Origin of the sequence: Streptomyces sp. NPDC087215 (assembly GCF_044744885.1) — a bacterium.
Taxonomy (GTDB): Bacteria; Actinomycetota; Actinomycetes; order Streptomycetales; family Streptomycetaceae; genus Streptomyces.
Genome location: NZ_JBIUZD010000002.1, coordinates 116,620 through 133,801 on the forward strand (window position 1 = coordinate 116,620; position 17,182 = coordinate 133,801).

Annotated in this window: 14 protein-coding genes; 6 read left to right on the top strand and 8 right to left on the bottom strand. The window is 72.0% G+C overall.

Features of this window, described 5'->3' with window-relative positions; genetic code table 11:
* Positions 1-48: 48 nt before the first annotated feature.
* Complete coding sequence (locus ACIO92_RS05190; RefSeq protein ID WP_366440599.1) at positions 49-1,065, bottom strand: aspartate-semialdehyde dehydrogenase; 1,017 nt, start codon at positions 1,063-1,065, stop codon at positions 49-51.
* 547 nt (positions 1,066-1,612) lie between these two features.
* Here ACIO92_RS05190 and ACIO92_RS05195 point away from each other — a divergent pair.
* Together ACIO92_RS05195 and ACIO92_RS05200 are read left to right on the top strand one after the other, a co-directional pair.
* Complete coding sequence (locus ACIO92_RS05195) at positions 1,613-1,996, top strand: NUDIX hydrolase (RefSeq protein ID WP_402596694.1); 384 nt, start codon at positions 1,613-1,615, stop codon at positions 1,994-1,996.
* The gene (locus ACIO92_RS05200) at positions 1,993-3,153 is read left to right on the top strand and encodes a serine hydrolase domain-containing protein (RefSeq protein WP_366440598.1); all 1,161 of its coding nucleotides are present in this window, start codon (positions 1,993-1,995) and stop codon (positions 3,151-3,153) included. The genes ACIO92_RS05195 and ACIO92_RS05200 overlap by 4 nt, the downstream gene beginning before the upstream one ends.
* 4 nt (positions 3,154-3,157) lie before the next feature.
* Here the strand turns inward: ACIO92_RS05200 and ACIO92_RS05205 are convergent, their stop codons facing one another.
* Both ACIO92_RS05205 and pepN read right to left on the bottom strand, forming a co-directional pair.
* Positions 3,158-4,162: a hypothetical protein gene (locus ACIO92_RS05205; protein WP_402055179.1), complete on the bottom strand. Its 1,005-nt coding sequence runs from the start codon at positions 4,160-4,162 to the stop codon at positions 3,158-3,160.
* A gap of 282 nt (positions 4,163-4,444) precedes the next feature.
* The gene (gene pepN, locus ACIO92_RS05210; protein WP_366440596.1) at positions 4,445-6,991 is read right to left on the bottom strand and encodes an aminopeptidase N; all 2,547 of its coding nucleotides are present in this window, start codon (positions 6,989-6,991) and stop codon (positions 4,445-4,447) included.
* Between the two features lie 149 nt (positions 6,992-7,140).
* On the opposite strand from pepN, the gene ACIO92_RS05215 reads away from it, so the two are divergent.
* Complete coding sequence (locus ACIO92_RS05215; RefSeq protein ID WP_366440595.1) at positions 7,141-7,776, top strand: DsbA family protein; 636 nt, start codon at positions 7,141-7,143, stop codon at positions 7,774-7,776.
* Between the two features lie 176 nt (positions 7,777-7,952).
* Here ACIO92_RS05215 and ACIO92_RS05220 read toward each other — a convergent pair whose 3' ends face one another.
* The 3 genes from ACIO92_RS05220 to ACIO92_RS05230 all read right to left on the bottom strand — a co-directional run bounded on the left by ACIO92_RS05220 (position 7,953) and on the right by ACIO92_RS05230 (position 11,797).
* Positions 7,953-8,597: a superoxide dismutase gene (locus tag ACIO92_RS05220; protein WP_351791942.1), complete on the bottom strand. Its 645-nt coding sequence runs from the start codon at positions 8,595-8,597 to the stop codon at positions 7,953-7,955.
* 272 nt (positions 8,598-8,869) lie between these two features.
* Positions 8,870-10,279 carry an amino acid permease gene (locus tag ACIO92_RS05225; protein WP_402282300.1) on the bottom strand — a complete coding sequence of 470 codons (1,410 nt, stop codon included), beginning with the start codon at positions 10,277-10,279 and terminating at the stop codon, positions 8,870-8,872.
* 114 nt (positions 10,280-10,393) lie between these two features.
* Positions 10,394-11,797 (bottom strand): amino acid permease, encoded by a 1,404-nt coding sequence (locus ACIO92_RS05230; RefSeq protein ID WP_401237953.1) that lies wholly within the window; start codon positions 11,795-11,797, stop codon positions 10,394-10,396.
* A gap of 262 nt (positions 11,798-12,059) precedes the next feature.
* On the opposite strand from ACIO92_RS05230, the gene ACIO92_RS05235 reads away from it, so the two are divergent.
* Positions 12,060-12,653, top strand: a complete 594-nt coding sequence (locus ACIO92_RS05235) for a biotin transporter BioY (RefSeq protein WP_366440592.1) — start codon at positions 12,060-12,062, stop codon at positions 12,651-12,653.
* 76 nt (positions 12,654-12,729) lie between these two features.
* Here the strand turns inward: ACIO92_RS05235 and ACIO92_RS05240 are convergent, their stop codons facing one another.
* A complete protein-coding gene (locus ACIO92_RS05240; protein WP_402282302.1) occupies positions 12,730-14,166 on the bottom strand; it encodes an amino acid permease in 1,437 nt (478 codons plus the stop codon).
* 195 nt (positions 14,167-14,361) lie between these two features.
* On the opposite strand from ACIO92_RS05240, the gene ACIO92_RS05245 reads away from it, so the two are divergent.
* Complete coding sequence (locus tag ACIO92_RS05245) at positions 14,362-14,856, top strand: ribose-5-phosphate isomerase (RefSeq protein ID WP_366440590.1); 495 nt, start codon at positions 14,362-14,364, stop codon at positions 14,854-14,856.
* Complete coding sequence (locus tag ACIO92_RS05250) at positions 14,856-15,665, top strand: Fpg/Nei family DNA glycosylase (protein WP_402282304.1); 810 nt, start codon at positions 14,856-14,858, stop codon at positions 15,663-15,665. The genes ACIO92_RS05245 and ACIO92_RS05250 overlap by 1 nt, the downstream gene beginning before the upstream one ends.
* 236 nt (positions 15,666-15,901) lie before the next feature.
* Here ACIO92_RS05250 and ACIO92_RS05255 read toward each other — a convergent pair whose 3' ends face one another.
* Positions 15,902-17,131: a GNAT family N-acetyltransferase gene (locus ACIO92_RS05255; RefSeq protein WP_366440588.1), complete on the bottom strand. Its 1,230-nt coding sequence runs from the start codon at positions 17,129-17,131 to the stop codon at positions 15,902-15,904.
* Positions 17,132-17,182 lie beyond the last annotated feature (51 nt).

Here is a 17,182-nt window from a genome sequence, read left to right on the forward strand (position 1 = left end):
GGGGCGGCCGTCCGGGTCCGGACGGCCGCCCCTCCGGGGACGTACGGTTCAGCCCTTGAGCTCGGCCGCGACCAGCTCCGCGATCTGCACGGCGTTCAGCGCCGCGCCCTTGCGCAGGTTGTCGTTGGAGACGAAGAGCGCGAGGCCGTTCTCGACGGTCTCGTCGACCCGGACGCGGCCCACGAAGGAGGCGTCCTTGCCCGCGGCCTGGAGCGGGGTCGGGATCTCGGACAGCTCGACGCCCTCGGCGTCGCCGAGCAGCTCCAGGGCGCGCTCGACGCCGATCGGGCGCTCGAAGCGCGCGTTGATCTGGAGGGAGTGGCCGGAGAAGACCGGGACGCGGACGCAGGTGCCGGAGACCTTCAGCTCCGGGATCTCCAGGATCTTGCGGGACTCGTTGCGGAGCTTCTGCTCCTCGTCGGTCTCGAAGGAGCCGTCGTCGACGATCGACCCGGCCAGCGGCAGCACGTTGAAGGCGATCGGACGCTTGTAGACGCCGGGCTCGGGGAAGTCCACGGCCCCGCCGTCGTGGGCGAGGGCGGCGGCGCCCTCGGCGACCGCCTTGATCTGGCCGTCCAGCTCGGCGACACCGGCGACGCCCGAGCCGGAGACGGCCTGGTAGGTGGTGGCGACCAGCGCGGTCAGACCGGCTTCCTGGTGGAGCGGCTTGAGGACCGGCATGGCGGCCATCGTGGTGCAGTTGGGGTTGGCGATGATCCCCTTGGGGCGGTCCTTGACCGCGTGCGGGTTGACCTCGGAGACGACCAGCGGGACCTCGGGGTCGCGGCGCCAGGCGGAGGAGTTGTCGATCACGACGGCGCCCTGGGCGGCGACCTTCTCGGCGAGGGCCTTGGAGGTGGCGCCGCCCGCGGAGAACAGGACGATGTCCAGACCGGTGTAGTCGGCCGTCGAGGCGTCCTCGACCGTGACGCCGTCCACGACCGTGCCCGCCGAGCGGGCGGAGGCGAAGAGCCGCAGCTCGTCGAGGGGGAAGTTCCGCTCGGCCAGGATCCTGCGCATGACTGTGCCGACCTGACCGGTGGCTCCGACGATTCCGACCTTCACGGGGACTCCTCCGTACGTGTGTGCAGGCTGCTGCCGGTCCATGATGCGTATGTCCCGGTGCGCCTTGTCCAATCCATTGTCCAAGGGCCGGGACGGTGAGGGCGAGCGCCGGACGGGACCGCCGCGGTACGGGCGCCTGGCGGAGCCGATCCCGTACGACGCCGGACGGACCGCCGCGGTACGGACGGGGAGCGGGGACGCTTCGGTACGGGTACGGGTACGAGTGCGGGGCGGGCCGCCGCGGTACGGGCGGGGGACGGGTCCGCCTCCGCGCGGGCCCGGTGAGCGCGAGCCCTCGCCCCCGTCGCCCCCGGGCCGTCTTCCCGGGTCGTCCCCGCCCGGCCGGCCCCGGCCGCCGCCGGAACCGCGACCACCGGCCCCGGGGGTGGCGAGCGTCACTCTCCGGGCGCCCCCTCCTGGGCGTTTATCGGCCTTCTCGCCGCCGCCCGCGCCGGGCCCTTCGCCGCCCCGCCCGGAGCCGCCCGGGGCGCGGCCCCCGCCCGTTCCGCGACCGGCCCCGACCTCGTTCCCCGAGGCAGGACTTGAGGTGGCGGCCCACGCCGTGTGCGTCCGCGACGGCGAGGTGCTGCTGGCCCGCCGGGCGGCCAGGGACGGCACGAAACGGTGGACCCTGCCCGGCGGCTCCACCGACCGGGCGGCCTGGCGGCCCCTCGACGCCGTCCCCGGGCTGTCCCGGGTCGCCCTCGTCGACATCGGCCTCGACCCCTGGCGGGAACGGCCCCCGGTGGGCCGCTCCCGGCTGGCCGGACGGGCGGACGACCGACCCCTCCGGGCCCGCCGGGGCGCCCCTTGCGCCGAACGGCCGAAACACACTCAACCGTCCCGCCGCCGCTCAACCCTCCCGCCCGGCCCCGCGGTCCTTCCCCGCGACCGCACTTCACGCACGACAGCCTCAGGGGAGCCCGCATGACCGCCGTACGCACCACCCGTACCGTCCTCGCCGCCGTCCTGGCAGCGGGGGTCGCCGCCACCGCCCTCGCCGCCCCCGCGTTCGCCGCCGCACCGGCCGCCCCGGCCGCTCCGGTGAAGGGTGACCACACCGCCACCCAGCGGGCGCTCCAGGCCGCGGTCGACGCGGGAGTGCCCGGCGCCGTCGCCCAGGCCCGCGACGGACGCTCCTCCTGGACCGGCACGGCGGGCGAGCGCGGCGGCGACGACCGCTTCCGGGTCGGCTCCATCACCAAGACCTTCACCTCCACCGTCCTCCTCCAGCTCCAGGCCGAGGGCCGGATCGACCTCGACGACCCGGTCGAGAAGTGGCTCCCCGGCGTCGTCAAGGGCAACGGCCACGACGGCCGGAAGATCACCGTCCGGCAGCTGCTCAACCACACCAGCGGCATCTACAGCTACACCAGCGACCCCGCCTTCCAGCAGAAGGTCTTCGGCCCCGGCTTCTTGCAGCACCGCTACGACACCTGGACCCCCGGGCAGCTCGTCTCCGTCGCCATGGCGCACCAGCCGGACTTCGCCCCCGGCGCCGGCTGGAACTACTCCAACACCAACTTCGTCCTCGCGGGCATGGTCATCGAGAAGGTCACGGGCCGCTCCTACGGCAAGGCCGTCGAGAACCGCATCATCAAGCCCCTCAAGCTCCGCTCCACCAGCGTCCCCGGGACCCGCTCGGCCATGCCGCGGCCCAGCAGCCCGGCGTACTCCACGCTCTCCGAGGACGTGAACGCCCCGGTCCACGACGTCTCCACGCTCAACCCGAGCATCGCGGGCGCGGCCGGCGAGATGATCTCCGACGCCCGCGACCTCCAGACCTTCTACCGCGCCCTGATCACCGGCAAGCTGCTCCCGAAGGCCGAGCAGCGGGAGCTGACCACCACGATCCCGGTCTCCGCCGACCTCCCGGACGTGGGCTACGGCCTCGGCCTGATGAAGCAGAAGCTCAGCTGCGGCAAGGAGGTCTGGGGCCACGGCGGCGGCATCCACGGCTCCTCCTCCGAAGCCGTGGTCACCAAGGACGGCCGGCACTCGCTGGCCATGAACCTCAACGCGGACTGGACGGGCGACAGCCAGGCCGTCCTGGAGGCCGAGTTCTGCGGCACCGCTCCGAAGGTCTGACCGGTCACCGGGGCAGGACGACGATCCAGGCGGCGGGCTGCCGGTCGGACGCGGCCATCAGGGCCGTACGCACCACGGTGGCCTGCTGGTCCATCGCCTCGCGCAGCTTGCGCGGCGTCAGATGGACCACCGTGACGCCGAGCCGCTCCAGGTGCTCCCGCTTGCGGGTGTACTCGGACCACAGCGCGTCGTCGTCCTGCCGGGGCGCCCGCGTGTCCAGCTCCACCGCGACCGCCTGGTCGGGCCAGTAGGCGTCCACCCCGCCCAGGTGCGGGCCGCCCGGCAGTCGCAGATCCACGTCCCACAGCGGGTCCGGCAGGCCGAACTCCCGCACCATCTCGTACAGGCGCTCCTCGGACCGCGACCGTCCCTCGGTGAGCAGAGCGTCCACCGCGTCCACCACGTGCGGCCGGTTCAGCAGCCGGGCCCGGTTCAACTCGCGCACCACCGGGCCCGGTTCGCAGTGGCCGCCGCGCACGGCCTCGGTCAGGAGGTCCCGTACGGTCTCCGCGTCCGAGAGGCCGGACACCGCGTCGGCGACCGCGCGGGCCACCGGGGCGACGGGGACCTCGGTCAGCTCCAGCGGCTCCGGGGTCTCGGGGGCGCGCACGACCCGCACCCAGCCGGTCGAGCGCAGCCGCCGGGTGCGCGGCACGAGGACGTCGATCCGCTCCAGGGCGGTGAGCGGGGGAGCGGAGGCGAAGCCGTGCAGGCTGAGCGCGGCGAGCCCGGTGATCATCGCGTCCGGGGCCCGGGGCGGTACGGTCCCGGCCCTGCGGGCGTAGAGCAGGGCGGCGCGCAGCCGGTCCTCGCTGGTGGGCGGGCCCGGCTGGAGCAGGAAGACGCCGGGCAGCAACTGCTGCCAGCCGCCGGGGCGGCAGCGGGCGGCGACCTCCCCGGCGGGAATGCCCAGGGCCCTCAACTGGGCGGCGGAAGCGAGTCGTTGCGTCCGTCCGGTGCGCGTGGAGAGGGGGAGCGGGCGGGGAGTGAGGGGGGTGTCGTGGTTCATGCCGGGGGTCTTCCGCTTCCGAAGGCTCCCCTAACCCCTGTTACACGCCCGTCGACGATTGAGGACAACCTCGCCCTAAAGTACGGGCGTTCGACCGCCGATGAGCGTCGGTCCGGACGGCCCCGGGCACGTGACCGGACGGCTTCGGGTGCTCGGCCGTACGACCCGGGCGGCCGGGGCCGCAAAGCCGACCGGCGCACATGGGGGGTCCGCCGGTCCCGGGGCCGTACACGTCGGAGGGGGCCGGTCCGCGCGTGCGGACCGGCCCCCTCCGGGCGGGGGTCAGGCCGCCCGGCCGTCGCACTCCTGCGCGCGCAGCGCCCGCGCCAGGTCGTCCCGGGCCTCCAGGACCAGCCGCCGCAGCGCCGGGGCGGCCGAGGCGTGCGCCGACAGCCAGTCGTCCGTCGCCGTGAGGGTCGCCTCGTCGTCCTGGAGCCCCGGGAACAGGCCCCGGACCACGTCCATGCCGATCTGGATCGACCGCTCGGCCCACAGCCGCTCGATCACCGCGAAGTACTTCTGCGCGTAGGGCGCGATCAGCTCCCGCTGCGAGGGCTGGACGAAGCCCGCGATCGTCGCCTCCACCAGCGCGTTCGACAGGGCGTCGGACTCGACGACCTGCGCCCACGCCTGCGCCTTGACGGCGGCCGAGGGCCGCGAGGCCAGCAGCCGCACCTGGTGGCGCTTGCCCGTCGCGGTGTCGTCCCGGGCCAGTTCCGCCCCGATCCGGTCCTCGTCCGCCAGGCCGTGCGCGGCGAGCGGGGAGAGCAGCGCCCAGCGCAGCTCCTGGTCGACGTCGAGCCCGTCGATCTTCGCCGTGCCGTCGAGCAGCCCTTCGAGGAGCTGGAAGTCGGCCTCGGAGGAGGACGTCGCGGCGAAGAACCGCGCCCAGGTCAGCTGGTGCTCACTGCCCGGCTCCGCGAGCCGCAGCTCCCGCAGTCCGCCCTCGGCGAGCAGTCGCCCGCCCTCCTCGCGCCACGCCGGGGTCGCGTAGAGGGTGACGGCCGACTTCGTCCAGGCGTGCACCATCTGGAGGACGCCGATGCCGGTCTCGCGGCCCGCGAAGGCGAGCGCGACCGAGACGAAGTCCCGGGCGGGCATCAGACCGTCCCGGGTCAGGTTCCACAGCGCGGACCAGCACAGGGCGCGGGCCAGGGGGTCGGTGATGTCGCCGAGGTGGGCGCGCAGGGTGGCGAGCGACTCCTCGTCGAAGCGGATCTTGCAGTAGGTGAGGTCGTCGTCGTTGACGAGGACCAGGTCGGGCCGCTCCTCGCCCGCCAGGTCGGCGACGACGGTCCGGGCGCCGGTGATGTCGGTCTCGGACCGCGCGTAGCGGACGAGCTCCCCGTCGACGAGCCGGTAGAGGCCGACGGCGGCGCGGTGCGGGCGCAGCTCGTCGCCCTCCTGGAGGACGGCCAGCTCGGTGATCCGGCCCTCCGCGTCGAGGGTGACGGCCGGGGTGAGGGTGTTCACGCCGGAGGTCTGGAGCCAGGACTTCGCCCAGGACCTCATGTCCCGCCCGGAGGTCTCCTCCAGGATCGTGAGGAGGTCGGCGAGCCGGGTGTTCCCGAAGGCGTGGCGCTTGAAGTAGCGGCGGGAGCCCTCCAGGAAGGCGTCCCGTCCCGCGTAGGCGACGAGCTGCTTGAGCACCGAGGCGCCCTTGGCGTACGTGATGCCGTCGAAGTTGAGCTTGGCGTCCTCCAGGTCACGGATGTCGGCCGTGATCGGGTGGGTGGACGGCAGCTGGTCGGCGCGGTAGGCCCAGGCCTTGCGGTTGTTGGCGAAGGTCACCCAGCTGTCGCTGAAGCGGGTGGCCTCGGCGTTCACGAAGGAGCCCATGAAGTCGGCGAAGGACTCCTTGAGCCACAGGTCGTCCCACCACACCATGGTGACGAGGTCGCCGAACCACATGTGCGCCATCTCGTGGAGGATGACGTTGGCCCGGCTCTCGTACGCGGCCTGGGTGACCTTGCCCCGGTAGATGTACTCCTCGCGGAAGGTCACCATGCCCGGGTTCTCCATCGCGCCGAGGTTGTACTCGGGGACGAAGGCCTGGTCGTACTTCCCGAAGGGGTACGGGTAGTCGAAGTTGTCGTGGAAGAAGTCGAAGCCCTGCTTGGTGATCAGGAAGACGTCGTCCGCGTCGAAGTGCTTCGCGAGCGACTTCCGGCACATCGCGCCGAGCGGGATCTCCAGCTCGCCACGGGTGTAGCTGTCCGTCACGTAGTGGTAGGGACCGGCCACGACACAGGTGATGTACGTGGAGATCGGCGCGGTCTCGGCGAACCGCCACACGCCCTCGGCGTCCCGCTCGCCCGCGCCGTTCGACCAGACCGTCCACTCCTCGGGCGCGGTCACCGAGAAGCGGTACGGGGCCTTGAGGTCGGGCTGCTCGAAGGTGGCGTACACCCGGCGCGCGTCGGCGGGCTCGTACTGCGTGTAGAGGTAGACCTCGCCGTCCTCCGGGTCGACGAAGCGGTGCATCCCCTCGCCGGTGCGGCTGTAGGCGCACCGCGCGTCCACCACCAGGACGTTCTCGTCGGCGAGGCCGTCGAGCGCGATCCGGGCCCCGTCGAAGACGGCCGACGGGTCGAGGGAGCGCCCGTTGAGGGTGACGGAGGTCACCGACGGGGCGATCAGGTCCACGAAGGTGCTCGTGCCGTCGCCGGTGCGGCGGAAGCGGATCGTGGTCTCCGAGCGGAAGGTGCGCACCTCCTCGGCCGAGTCGCCGACCGCCGAGCGGAGGTCGAGGACGACCTCGTACCCGTCGACGGACAGCAGCGCCGCCCGCTCGTGGGCCTCGTCGCGGGACAGATTCTCACCGGGCACGGTCACTCCTTCGTGGCGCGTTCGAAACAGGAGCGATTCTCCCATGTGCGGCTGTCGCCCGGGACACGGGAATGCCCCGGGGCGTCCCGGGGTTCCCTCCTTTCGGCGCACCACCCGCCGAAATTCCGACGGCCCCACCGAGGAGCGACATGTCCGAGAGCAGGATCACCGCCGATTTCTTCTTCGATCCGCTGTGCCCGTGGGCCTGGATGACCTCCCGCTGGATGATCGAGGTCGAGAAGGTGCGTCCGGTGGACGTGCGCTGGAAGGTCATGAGCCTGGCCGTCCTGAACGAGGACCGGCTGGACGAGGTGCCCGCCGAGTACCGCGAGATGCTGGAGACCCAGGCGTGGGGCCCGGTCCGGGTGGTCACGGCGGCCCAGCGGCTGCACGGCGACGAGGTCGTCGGCAAGCTGTACACGGCGCTCGGCACCCGTTTCCACAACAACGGCGAGGGCCCGACCCGCGAGGCGATCGTGGGCGCGCTGAAGGACGCCGGTCTGCCCGAGGACCTCGCGGACTTCGCCGACAAGGACACCTACGACACCGAGCTGCGCGCCTCCCACCAGGAGGGCATCGACAAGGTCGGCCAGGACGTCGGCACCCCGGTCGTCGCGGTGCCGGGTCCGGACGGTGACGAGGTCGCCTTCTTCGGTCCGGTCGTCACCCCGGCCCCGCGCGGCGAGGCGGCGGCCCGGCTGTGGGACGGCACGCTGCTGGTGGCGTCCACGCCCGGCTTCTACGAGATCAAGCGCACCCGGACGGCGGCCCCCAGCTTCGAGTGACCCGGTCCCGGTGACGGAACGGAAGAACCCCCGCGATCCATGTCATCGCGGGGGTTCTTCTTCGTTCCGTCCGCAGGTGAAGGTTGAGAAGACGATCACGAGCAGGACGTGCGGGGGAGCCCCGTGGGGCCCTGACCGGCCCCGGACCGGTCAGGAGACCGGTCCGGGGGACCGGATCAGAAGGAGATCAGCGGTACGGAGGCCTTGGCGGCGTGGTAGCGCTTGCTCACGTCCTGCCAGTTGACGACCTGCCACATGGCGTCGATGAAGTCGACCTTCTGGTTCTTGTACTGGAGGTAGAAGGCGTGCTCCCAGGCGTCGAAGACGAGGACCGGGACGGAGCCCTGGCCGACGTTGCCCTGGTGGTCGTAGACCTGCTCGACGATGAGGCGACCGCTGATCGGCTCGTACGCGAGGACACCCCAGCCGGAGCCCTGGGTGGTCGCGGAGGCCTTGGTCAGCTGGGCCTTGAACTTGGCGAAGGAGCCGAAGGACTCGGTGATCGCGTCCGCGAGGTCACCGATGCCGTCGGCGGCCAGCGGCTCGCCGCCGCCGCCCTCCTTCGGGCTGTTCATGTTGTTCCAGTAGATGGAGTGGAGGATGTGGCCGGAGAGGTGGAAGGCCAGGTTCTTCTCCAGGCCGTTGATCGCGCCCCACTGGTCCTTGTCGCGGGCCTCCTCCAGCTGCTCCAGGGTGTCGTTCGCGCCCTTGACGTACGCGGCGTGGTGCTTGTCGTGGTGCAGCTCGATGATCTGCGGATTGATCACCGGCTCCAGCGCCGCGTAGTCGTACGGCAGCTCAGGAAGTGTGTAGATCGCCATGTGCCCGGCCCCTTCGACTGCTCCTGCTTATTGCAAGTTATATGCAGGTGCAGGCTAACAGTAGGTGCTCTCCCTGTTGATCAGCCCTTCGCCCTAGGTCCCGTGTCGCACCCGTCCTCCGCCTCCGGCCCCGCCCCTCCGGCCCCGCCCCCGGGACCGGAGGACCTCCGCGCCCGAAGACCGCCGGACGGGGAAGAACCCCGGTCCGGGGCGGCCGGTCCGGGGTTCTCGGGTGCGGGCGTCGCCCCGTACGGGAGGGGCGGTGCGCGGGATCAGCCCCGGCGGGCCGCCGCCCGCTGGCGGGCGAAGCCGACGGCGGCGAGCAGCAGCGTCAGAGCGCCCGTCCCGTACAACTGCGTCCGGGTGCCCTCCTCGCGGGCCATCAGGACGAAGATCGCCGCCATGCCCGCGAGCGCCACCCAGGTCAGCGCCGGGAAGGCCCACATCCGCACGACCAGCTTCTCGGGCGCCTCGCGCTCGGTGCGGCGGCGCAGCACCAGCTGCGAGGCGGCGATGAAGAACCAGACGACCAGGATGACCGCGCCGATCATGTTGAGCAGCCAGAGGAAGATGTCGTCCGGGCGCCAGTAGCTCAGCAGCACGCAGCCGAAGCCGAAGACGGAGGAGGCCAGCACCGCCGGGCGGGGGACGCCGCCGGTCGTGCGGCCGAGCGACTTCGGCCCCTGGCCGCGCGCGACGAGCGAACGGGCCATCCGGGAGGCGCCGTAGACGTTGGCGTTCATCGCGGAGAGCAGGGCGACGAGCACGACCACGTTCATGATCTGTCCGGCCGCCGGGATGCCGAGGTGGTCGAGGGCGGCGACGTACGGGCCCTTCTCGACCACGGCCGGGTCGCTCCACGGCACCAGGGTGACGATGACCGCCATCGAGCCGATGTAGAAGAGCGCGATGCGCCACATGGCCGTGCGGACCGCCTTGGCCACCCCCTGGACCGGGTGCTCCGACTCGGCCGCCGCGATGGTGACCGTCTCCAGTCCGCCGTACGCGAAGACGGAGGCCAGCAGGCCCACGATCAGGCCCTCGGAGCCCCGGGGGAAGAAACCGCCGTCGCCGGTCAGGTTGGTGGCGCCGGGGGAGTCCGTGCCGGGCAGCAGACCGGTGACGGCGAGGACGCCGATGCCGAGGAACAGCACGATCGCGCCGACCTTCAGGGCGGCGAACCAGAATTCGAACTCGCCGAAGTTCTTCACCGCCGCCAGGTTGGTGACCGTGAAGACCACCATGAACAGCGCCACCCAGGCCCACTCCGGGCTGCCCGGGAACCAGCCTGTCATGATCTTCGCCGCGCCGATGCCCTCCAGGCCGACGGCCACACAGAGCAGGAACCAGAACGCCCATCCGGAGGTGAAGCCCGCCCACGGCCCGAAGGCCCGCTCGGCGTGCACCGAGAAGGAGCCGGAGGCGGGGTTCGCGGCGGACATCTCGCCGAGCATCCGCATCACGAGCATCACGAGCACTCCGGAGAGCGCGTAGGCGATCACGATCGACGGTCCGGCGGCGGCGATGCCCGCGCCGGAGCCGACGAAGAGCCCGGCGCCGATGACACCGCCGAGGGCGATCATCGACAGATGGCGCTGCTTGAGGCCGTGCGCGAGACCCTCGGAAGAGGCGGGGGCGCCGTCCTCGCGGTCGGTCGGCGCGGGCGCGGTGGTCCGGGACATGGGCGAACCCTGTTCACTAGCTGAGACGGGAGGAGCCCACAGTGTGGTCACGCACCCCGCTCACGGGGAACCCGAGTCCGCTATACGGGCACTGGCCTCACACAAGGTGAAGATCTAGTTCCGTTTTGTGCGCGGTTCCCGCTTCGTGCGCGGTTCCCGCACCCATGCCACCAGGAGCACCGCCCCGGTCGCCGCCGCCGACCACAGCAACTGCGGCCGGGCCGCCTCGTTCGTCAGCATCAGCACGAGGATCGCCCCCATCCCGGCCAGCGCCACCCAGGTCAGCCACGGGAAGCCCCACATCCGCAGCGTCAGCGTCTCGGGCGCCTCCCGCTCGATCCGGCGCCGCAGCCGCAACTGCGAGACCGCGATCAGCGCCCAGACGAACAGCAGCACCGCGCCGACCGCGTTGAGCATGTAGAGGAAGACGGAGTCCGGCCACCTCAGATTGAGCAGGACGGAGACGAAACCGAAGGCCACCGAGGCGAGCACCGCCCGGCGCGGCACGCCCCCGCGCGAGATCCGCAGCAGCCCCTTCGGCGCCTCCCCCCGCTCCGCGAGCGAGAACACCATCCGCGAGGAGCCGTACAGGTTCGCGTTGAGCGCCGAGAGCAGCGCCACGAACACCACCACGTTCATGATCTGGCCCGCCCCGGGCACCCCGATCGCGTCCAGCACCGCCACGTAGGGGGACTCGCCCGGCACCATCGAGGTCCACGGCAGCAGCGTCACGATGACCAGCATCGAGCCCACGTAGAAGAAGAGGATCCGCCAGACCGTGCTGCGCACCGCCCGCGCCACGTTCCGCGCCGGGTCGTCGGACTCCGCCGCCGCGATCGTGACGATCTCCAGGCCGCCGAAGGCGAAGACGACCACGAGGACCCCGGAGACCACCCCGGACCAGCCGTTCGGCAGGAAACCGCCCTGCCCCGTCAGGTTCGCGAGACCCACCGGTTCGGTGTCCGGCAGCCACCCCAGGATCGCCAGCAGCCCGAGGACCAGGAAGAGCACGATCGCGCCGACCTTCAGGGCGGCGAACCAGAATTCGAACTCGCCGAAGTTCCTCACCGCCGCCAGGTTGGCGAGGGTGAACACCACCATGAAGACCAGCACCCAGCCCCACTGCGGGACCCCCGGCACCCAGCCGTTCGCGATCCGCGCCGCGCCGGTCGCCTCCACCGCGAGGACCACCACGAGGAGGAACCAGTACAGCCAGCCCACCGAGAAGCCCGCCCACCGGCCCAGCGCCCGCTCGGCGTGCACCGAGAACGCCCCGGAGGCGGGCATCGCCGCCGACATCTCGCCCAGCATCCGCATGACCAGCATCGCGAGCGTCCCGGCGATCAGGTACGAGACGACGATCCCGGGCCCGGCGACCGCGATGCCCGCGCCGGAGCCGACGAAGAGCCCGGCGCCGATGACACCGCCGAGCCCCAGCATCGTCAGATGACGCTGCTTCAGACCGTGGGAGAGGGGCTCCGGTCCGCTGACCGGGGAGGACGACGGGTCGTCGCGCATGGTGGGGGCTCGCGCTCTCGGGGAGATGACACTTTATGGGGACTCCACAGTCTCTCCGCTGACCTCCCTCCGGAGCAAAAGGGACGTCTCCTGGCGAGTTGCCAGTGACGAGGGTCACGTGGTGCGAGGCATGGATCCCGCTCTTTGTCGAAACCTGATGAAGCGCTCGGCTCGGGCTTTGTCGGCGGCTGACGGTGATCGGGCGTTCACTCCTGGCATACCGTCAACCTGTCCCACCCACCCTCACCCCCGCGGAGTACCGATGAGCACCGCCGCCACCCCCGCCCGTACCCTCCGTGCGGGCACCGTCCTCGCCGATCTGCTCCCCGCGAGCCGCACCCGTGACATCGCGCTGGTCCTCGGCGGCGCCGCCCTCACCGGCCTCGCCGCGCAGCTCTCCGTCCCGGTCCCCGGCTCCCCGGTCCCCGTCTCCGGGCAGACCTTCGCCGCCCTGCTCGTCGGCACCGCCCTCGGCGCCCGCCGCGGCTTCCTCGCCCTCGCCCTCTACGCGGTCGTGGGCATGGCCGGCGTGCCGTGGTTCGCGCAGGCCTCCTCCGGCTACGCCATGCCGTCCTTCGGCTACGTCCTCGGGATGCTGCTCGCCGCGACCGTCGTCGGCGCCCTGGCCCGGCGCGGCGCCGACCGCTCGGTGCCGCGCACGGCGGGCGCCATGGTCCTGGGCTCCGCGATCATCTACGCGGTCGGCGTGCCCTACCTGGCCCTCGCCACCGGCATGACCCTCGGCCAGGCGGTCGCCGCCGGTCTCGTCCCGTTCCTCCTCGGCGACGCCCTCAAGGCGGCCCTCGCCATGGGCGCCCTCCCGGCCGCCTGGAAGCTGGCCGGTCGCAGGGGCTGAGACCCCGCACGGCATACGGAAGGGCCCGCGGCTCCGAGGAGCCGCGGGCCCTTCCGTATGCCGGAGCATCCGGCGGCTACCGGCGCGCGGCGGCCTTCGCGAACCGCTCGCGGACCAGCGCCACCACGATCACCAGCGCGGCCACCAGGAGCGAGAGCACGACCTGCTCCCGGGCGCTCCCGCCGTCGTACAGCATGTAGCCGAGCACGAAGACGATCATGGCGATGGTCGCCCAGGTCAGATACGGGAAGAGCCACATCCGCACCACCAGCTTCTCCGGCGACTCGCGCAGGATGATGCCGCGCATCCTCAGCTGGGTCACGCAGATGACCAGCCAGACGAAGAGCGCCACCGCGCCGGAGGCGTTCAGCAGGAAGGCGAAGACGGTGTCCGGCCACTTGTAGTTGAAGAAGACCGCGACGAAGCCGAAGACGACCGAGCCGAGGATCGCCGCCTGCGGCACGCCCCGCTCGTTGACCCGCGCGAAGGACTTCGGCGCGTCCCCCCGCCGCCCGAGCGAGAAGGCCATCCGGGAGGCGGTGTAGAGGCCCGAGTTCAGGCAGGAGAGCACCGCCGTCAGGACGATCACGTTCATCACCTGACCGGCGTGCGGGATGCCGATGGAGTCGAGGGCGGCGACGTACGAGCCCTTCTCCAGGATCGACCTGTCGTTCCACGGCAGCAGGGTCAGGACGACGAGGATCGAACCCAGGTAGAAGACGCCGATCCGCCAGATCACGCTGTTGGTGGCCTTCGTCACGGCCCGCTGCGGGTCCTCCGACTCACCGGCGGCCAGGGTGACGATCTCGCTGCCCATGAAGGAGAAGACGACCATCAGCACCCCGGTGAGGATCGCGCCCGCGCCCATCGGGAAGAAGCCCCCGGCATCGGTGAGGTGCGCGAACCCGGCGCCCGGGTTGTCCGAGCCGGGGAGCACCCCGAAGACGGCCAGCAGCCCGACCACGACGAAGGCACCGATCGCGACGACCTTGATCCCGGCGAACCAGAATTCGAATTCGCCGTACGAGGCCACCGAGGCCAGGTTCGTCGCGGTGAGCACCACCATCACGATCAGCGCCCAGGCCCACTGCGGGACCGCCGGGATCCAGCCCTCCAGGATCTTGGCGCCCGCCGTCGCCTCGACCGCGAGGACGACGACCCAGAAGAACCAGTAGAGCCAGCCGATGCTGAAACCGGCCCAGCGGCCCAGGGCCTGGTCCGCGTAGGCGGAGAAGGAGCCGGAGGACGGCCGGGCGGCGGCCATCTCGCCCAGCATCCGCATCACGAAGACGACCATGGTGCCGACGAGCGCGTACGAGAGGAGGATCGCGGGCCCGGCGGCGGCGATGCCGGAGCCGGAGCCGACGAAGAGCCCGGCGCCGATGACACCGCCGATGGCGATCATCGACAGATGGCGGTTCTTGAGTCCGGCCTTGAGGCCGTCGGGGGAGTCCGGAGCACCGGTGGTGCCGGTCCCCCCGTCGTCCTTCGTCAGGGTCGGTTGCGTGTTCATCGACGCTTCCTCATGAGTGGGGGGTCGCTCGGGGTACGAGCCCGAGCATGGAACCCCGGGGGCGGGGGTGATCGGAATGGTGTATTCCGAATCGTTGTAGGGCGACCTCGCGAGAGTCGAAGGTCCGTACCAGGCCGGGAGAACGTCCCGACCCGCTGCCTGCTACCCGGCCCCTGACGTGCCACACTCGGCATCATGCGCGTCTATATCGGTTCCGACCACGCCGGCTTCGAACTAAAGAACCACCTTGTCGAGTGGCTCACCGCACAGGGACACGAGCCCGTCGACTGCGGTCCCCACATCTACGACGCCCTCGACGACTACCCGCCGTTCTGCCTGCGCGCCGCCGAGCGGACGGCCGCGGACCCGGACGCCCTGGGCATCGTCATCGGCGGCTCGGGCAACGGCGAGCAGATCGCCGCCAACAAGGTGAAGGGGGTGCGCGCCGCCCTCGCCTGGAGCGAGCAGACCGCCGCCCTCGGACGTGAGCACAACGACGCCAACGTCGTCTCCGTCGGCGGCCGGATGCACACCCGGGAAGAGGCGACCAAGTTCGTCGAGATCTTCCTGAACACCCCGTACTCCGGTGACGAACGCCACACCCGCCGGATCGACATGCTCACCGCCTACGAGAACACCGGCGAGCTCCCCCCGATCCCGGCCCACCACCCGCAGGAGCCCACCGCCTGATGCCCGAAGGGCACACCATCCACCGACTGGCCGCCGACCACCGGGAACGGTTCGGCGGCCGGTCCGTGCGCGTCACCAGCCCCCAGGGCAGGTTCACCGGCTCCGCCGCCCTCCTCGACGGCGCCGTCATGGAGACCGCCGAGGCCCACGGAAAACACCTCTTCCTCGGCTTCCCCGGCACCGGCTGGGTCCACATCCACCTCGGCCTCTTCGGCAAGGTGGCCTTCGGCGACGCCCCCGCCCCGCCGCCCACCGACACCGTCCGGCTCCGTCTGGCGAACGCCGGGGGATACGTCGACCTGCGCGGCCCCACCACCTGCGCCCTCGTCACGGACGCGGAGAAGGCGGCGATACACGAGCGCCTCGGCCCCGACCCGCTCCGCGACGGCGACGACCCCGACCGCGCCTGGCGCCGGATCTCCCGCTCCCGCAGCACCGTCGCCGCCCTCCTCATGGACCAGAAGGTCATCGCGGGCGTCGGCAACGTCTACCGCGCCGAAGTCCTCTTCCGGCACGGCATCGACCCCTACCGCGCGGGGAAGGACCTCACCGCGCCGGAATGGGACGCGATCTGGACCGACCTCGCCGCCCTCATGCGCGAAGGCGTCCGGCTCAACCGCATCGACACCGTCCGCCCCGAGCACACCCCCGAGGCCATGGGCCGCCCCCCGCGCGTCGACGACCACGGCGGCGAGGTGTACGTCTACCGCCGCGCACAGCAGCCCTGCCTCCTGTGCGGCACCCCCGTCCGCACCGCGGACCTCGCCGCCCGCAACCTCTTCTGGTGCCCGACCTGCCAGCAGGCGTGACACCCGGAACACCCGCACCGGAGCCCGGACCAGCCCGGCGACCGGGACCGAGCCGGTGACCCGACCGGGCCCGTGCCCGTGACTCGTACGGGCACCCGGGACGGACACCCGTTACGGGCACGGCGGCCGGAACCGTGACCCGGGACGACCCGTACGACCCGCACGGGCCCGGCCGTCGAGAACCCGCCCCGGCCGGGGGCGGGCGGCACGGACGCCCGCCGCCCCCGAGGAATCCCTCAGAAACCGTGCGGCAGCCAAGGCGCCACCGGAGAGCCGAACGCCACGGACGCCTCCGTCAGCGCACCCTCCCGCAGCTCCCGCACCCGTCCGGCCGCCGCGAGCGACACCAGCGACACCCCGCCCAGATAGGCCGCCCCCAACTCCCGTACGGACAGGGCGAGATCCGGCGCGTCCCCGGTCCGCACGCACCGCGCGCCCTTCGCGTCCCCGGTCAGCCGCCACCGCCCCTCGTTCCACGGACAGAACGCGTCCGTCACCTCGAACACCACGTCCACCGGCGTCTGGTACGTCCGCGCCTCCAGCGCCCCGCCCACCTCCACGAGCCGCACGAACAGCGACTCCCGCAGCGTCGGCTCACAGCGCCGCACGTCCGACACCAGGTACTGCCAGGCGTCGTCCACCGGCCGCCCCATGAACCGCACCCGCGCCGTCAGGTCCACCGAGCACACGAACCGCCACAGCGCCGCCTCCGCCGCCGGGTCGAGCGCCGCGAGCTGATGCACCCACACCGAACCGTCCGGTCCCGCAGCCGACCATTCCGGCTTCACCGCGTAGTGCGCGAAACCCACCACCCGGCCGTCCCGCTCCGCCAGCACGACCTGCCGGGGCGAGGCCCCGTCCCGGCTCCCCGCCGGATCCAGCAGCGGCAGCCGCTCCCAGCCCGGCAGCCGCGCCAGCATCCCCGGCCGCGACGGCACGAGGCGCGCGTAGACCTCCTCGCACACCGCCGAGGACTCCGCCAGCGGAACGGCCCGCAGCGTCACCCCGTCCGTGCCCTCCGGCACCGTCAGCCGCACCCGTGTCATGTCGATCACCGCACGGGACGCGAACGCCGCCGCGCCGTACCCGAACCGGCCGTAGATCTCCGGCTCCGACGCCGTCAGCACCGCCAGCGGCTCGCCCCACGCCCGTACGTCGTCCAGCTGCCGCCGCATCATCGAGGTCAGGATCCCGCGCCTGCGGTGCGTCCCCGCCACGCTCACCATCGTCACCCCGGCCGCCGGGACCGAAGCCCCGCCCGGCACGGTCAGCCGGAACGAGAACGCGCCCGCCGTCCCCACCGGCAGATCCCCGTCCCACATCCCCAGGAACCGCTCCGGCTCCGTCAGGTCCTTCCAGAGCGCCCGCTCCTCAGGCTCCTCGGGCACCCCGCCGAACGCCAGCTCCAACACCTCGTACCAGCGGTCCCAGTCGTTCGGGTCCAGCACCCGCAGTTCATTCGTCATATGCCATCGATATCAGTGCCATCTGCCCGGGGCGACCCGATTTCCCGCACC

Bases quoted from the DNA above. Each gene is read 5' to 3' on its own strand.
- ACIO92_RS05200 (WP_366440598.1), top strand. From the start codon at position 1,993: ATGACCGCCGTACGCACCACCCGTACCGTCCTCGCCGCCGTCCTGGCA.
- ACIO92_RS05205 (WP_402055179.1), bottom strand. From the start codon at position 4,162: ATGAACCACGACACCCCCCTCACTCCCCGCCCGCTCCCCCTCTCCACG.
- ACIO92_RS05215 (WP_366440595.1), top strand. From the start codon at position 7,141: ATGTCCGAGAGCAGGATCACCGCCGATTTCTTCTTCGATCCGCTGTGC.
- ACIO92_RS05220 (WP_351791942.1), bottom strand. From the start codon at position 8,597: ATGGCGATCTACACACTTCCTGAGCTGCCGTACGACTACGCGGCGCTG.
- ACIO92_RS05225 (WP_402282300.1), bottom strand. From the start codon at position 10,279: ATGTCCCGGACCACCGCGCCCGCGCCGACCGACCGCGAGGACGGCGCC.
- ACIO92_RS05230 (WP_401237953.1), bottom strand. From the start codon at position 11,797: ATGCGCGACGACCCGTCGTCCTCCCCGGTCAGCGGACCGGAGCCCCTC.
- ACIO92_RS05235 (WP_366440592.1), top strand. From the start codon at position 12,060: ATGAGCACCGCCGCCACCCCCGCCCGTACCCTCCGTGCGGGCACCGTC.
- ACIO92_RS05240 (WP_402282302.1), bottom strand. From the start codon at position 14,166: ATGAACACGCAACCGACCCTGACGAAGGACGACGGGGGGACCGGCACC.
- ACIO92_RS05245 (WP_366440590.1), top strand. From the start codon at position 14,362: ATGCGCGTCTATATCGGTTCCGACCACGCCGGCTTCGAACTAAAGAAC.
- ACIO92_RS05250 (WP_402282304.1), top strand. From the start codon at position 14,856: ATGCCCGAAGGGCACACCATCCACCGACTGGCCGCCGACCACCGGGAA.
- ACIO92_RS05255 (WP_366440588.1), bottom strand. From the start codon at position 17,131: ATGACGAATGAACTGCGGGTGCTGGACCCGAACGACTGGGACCGCTGG.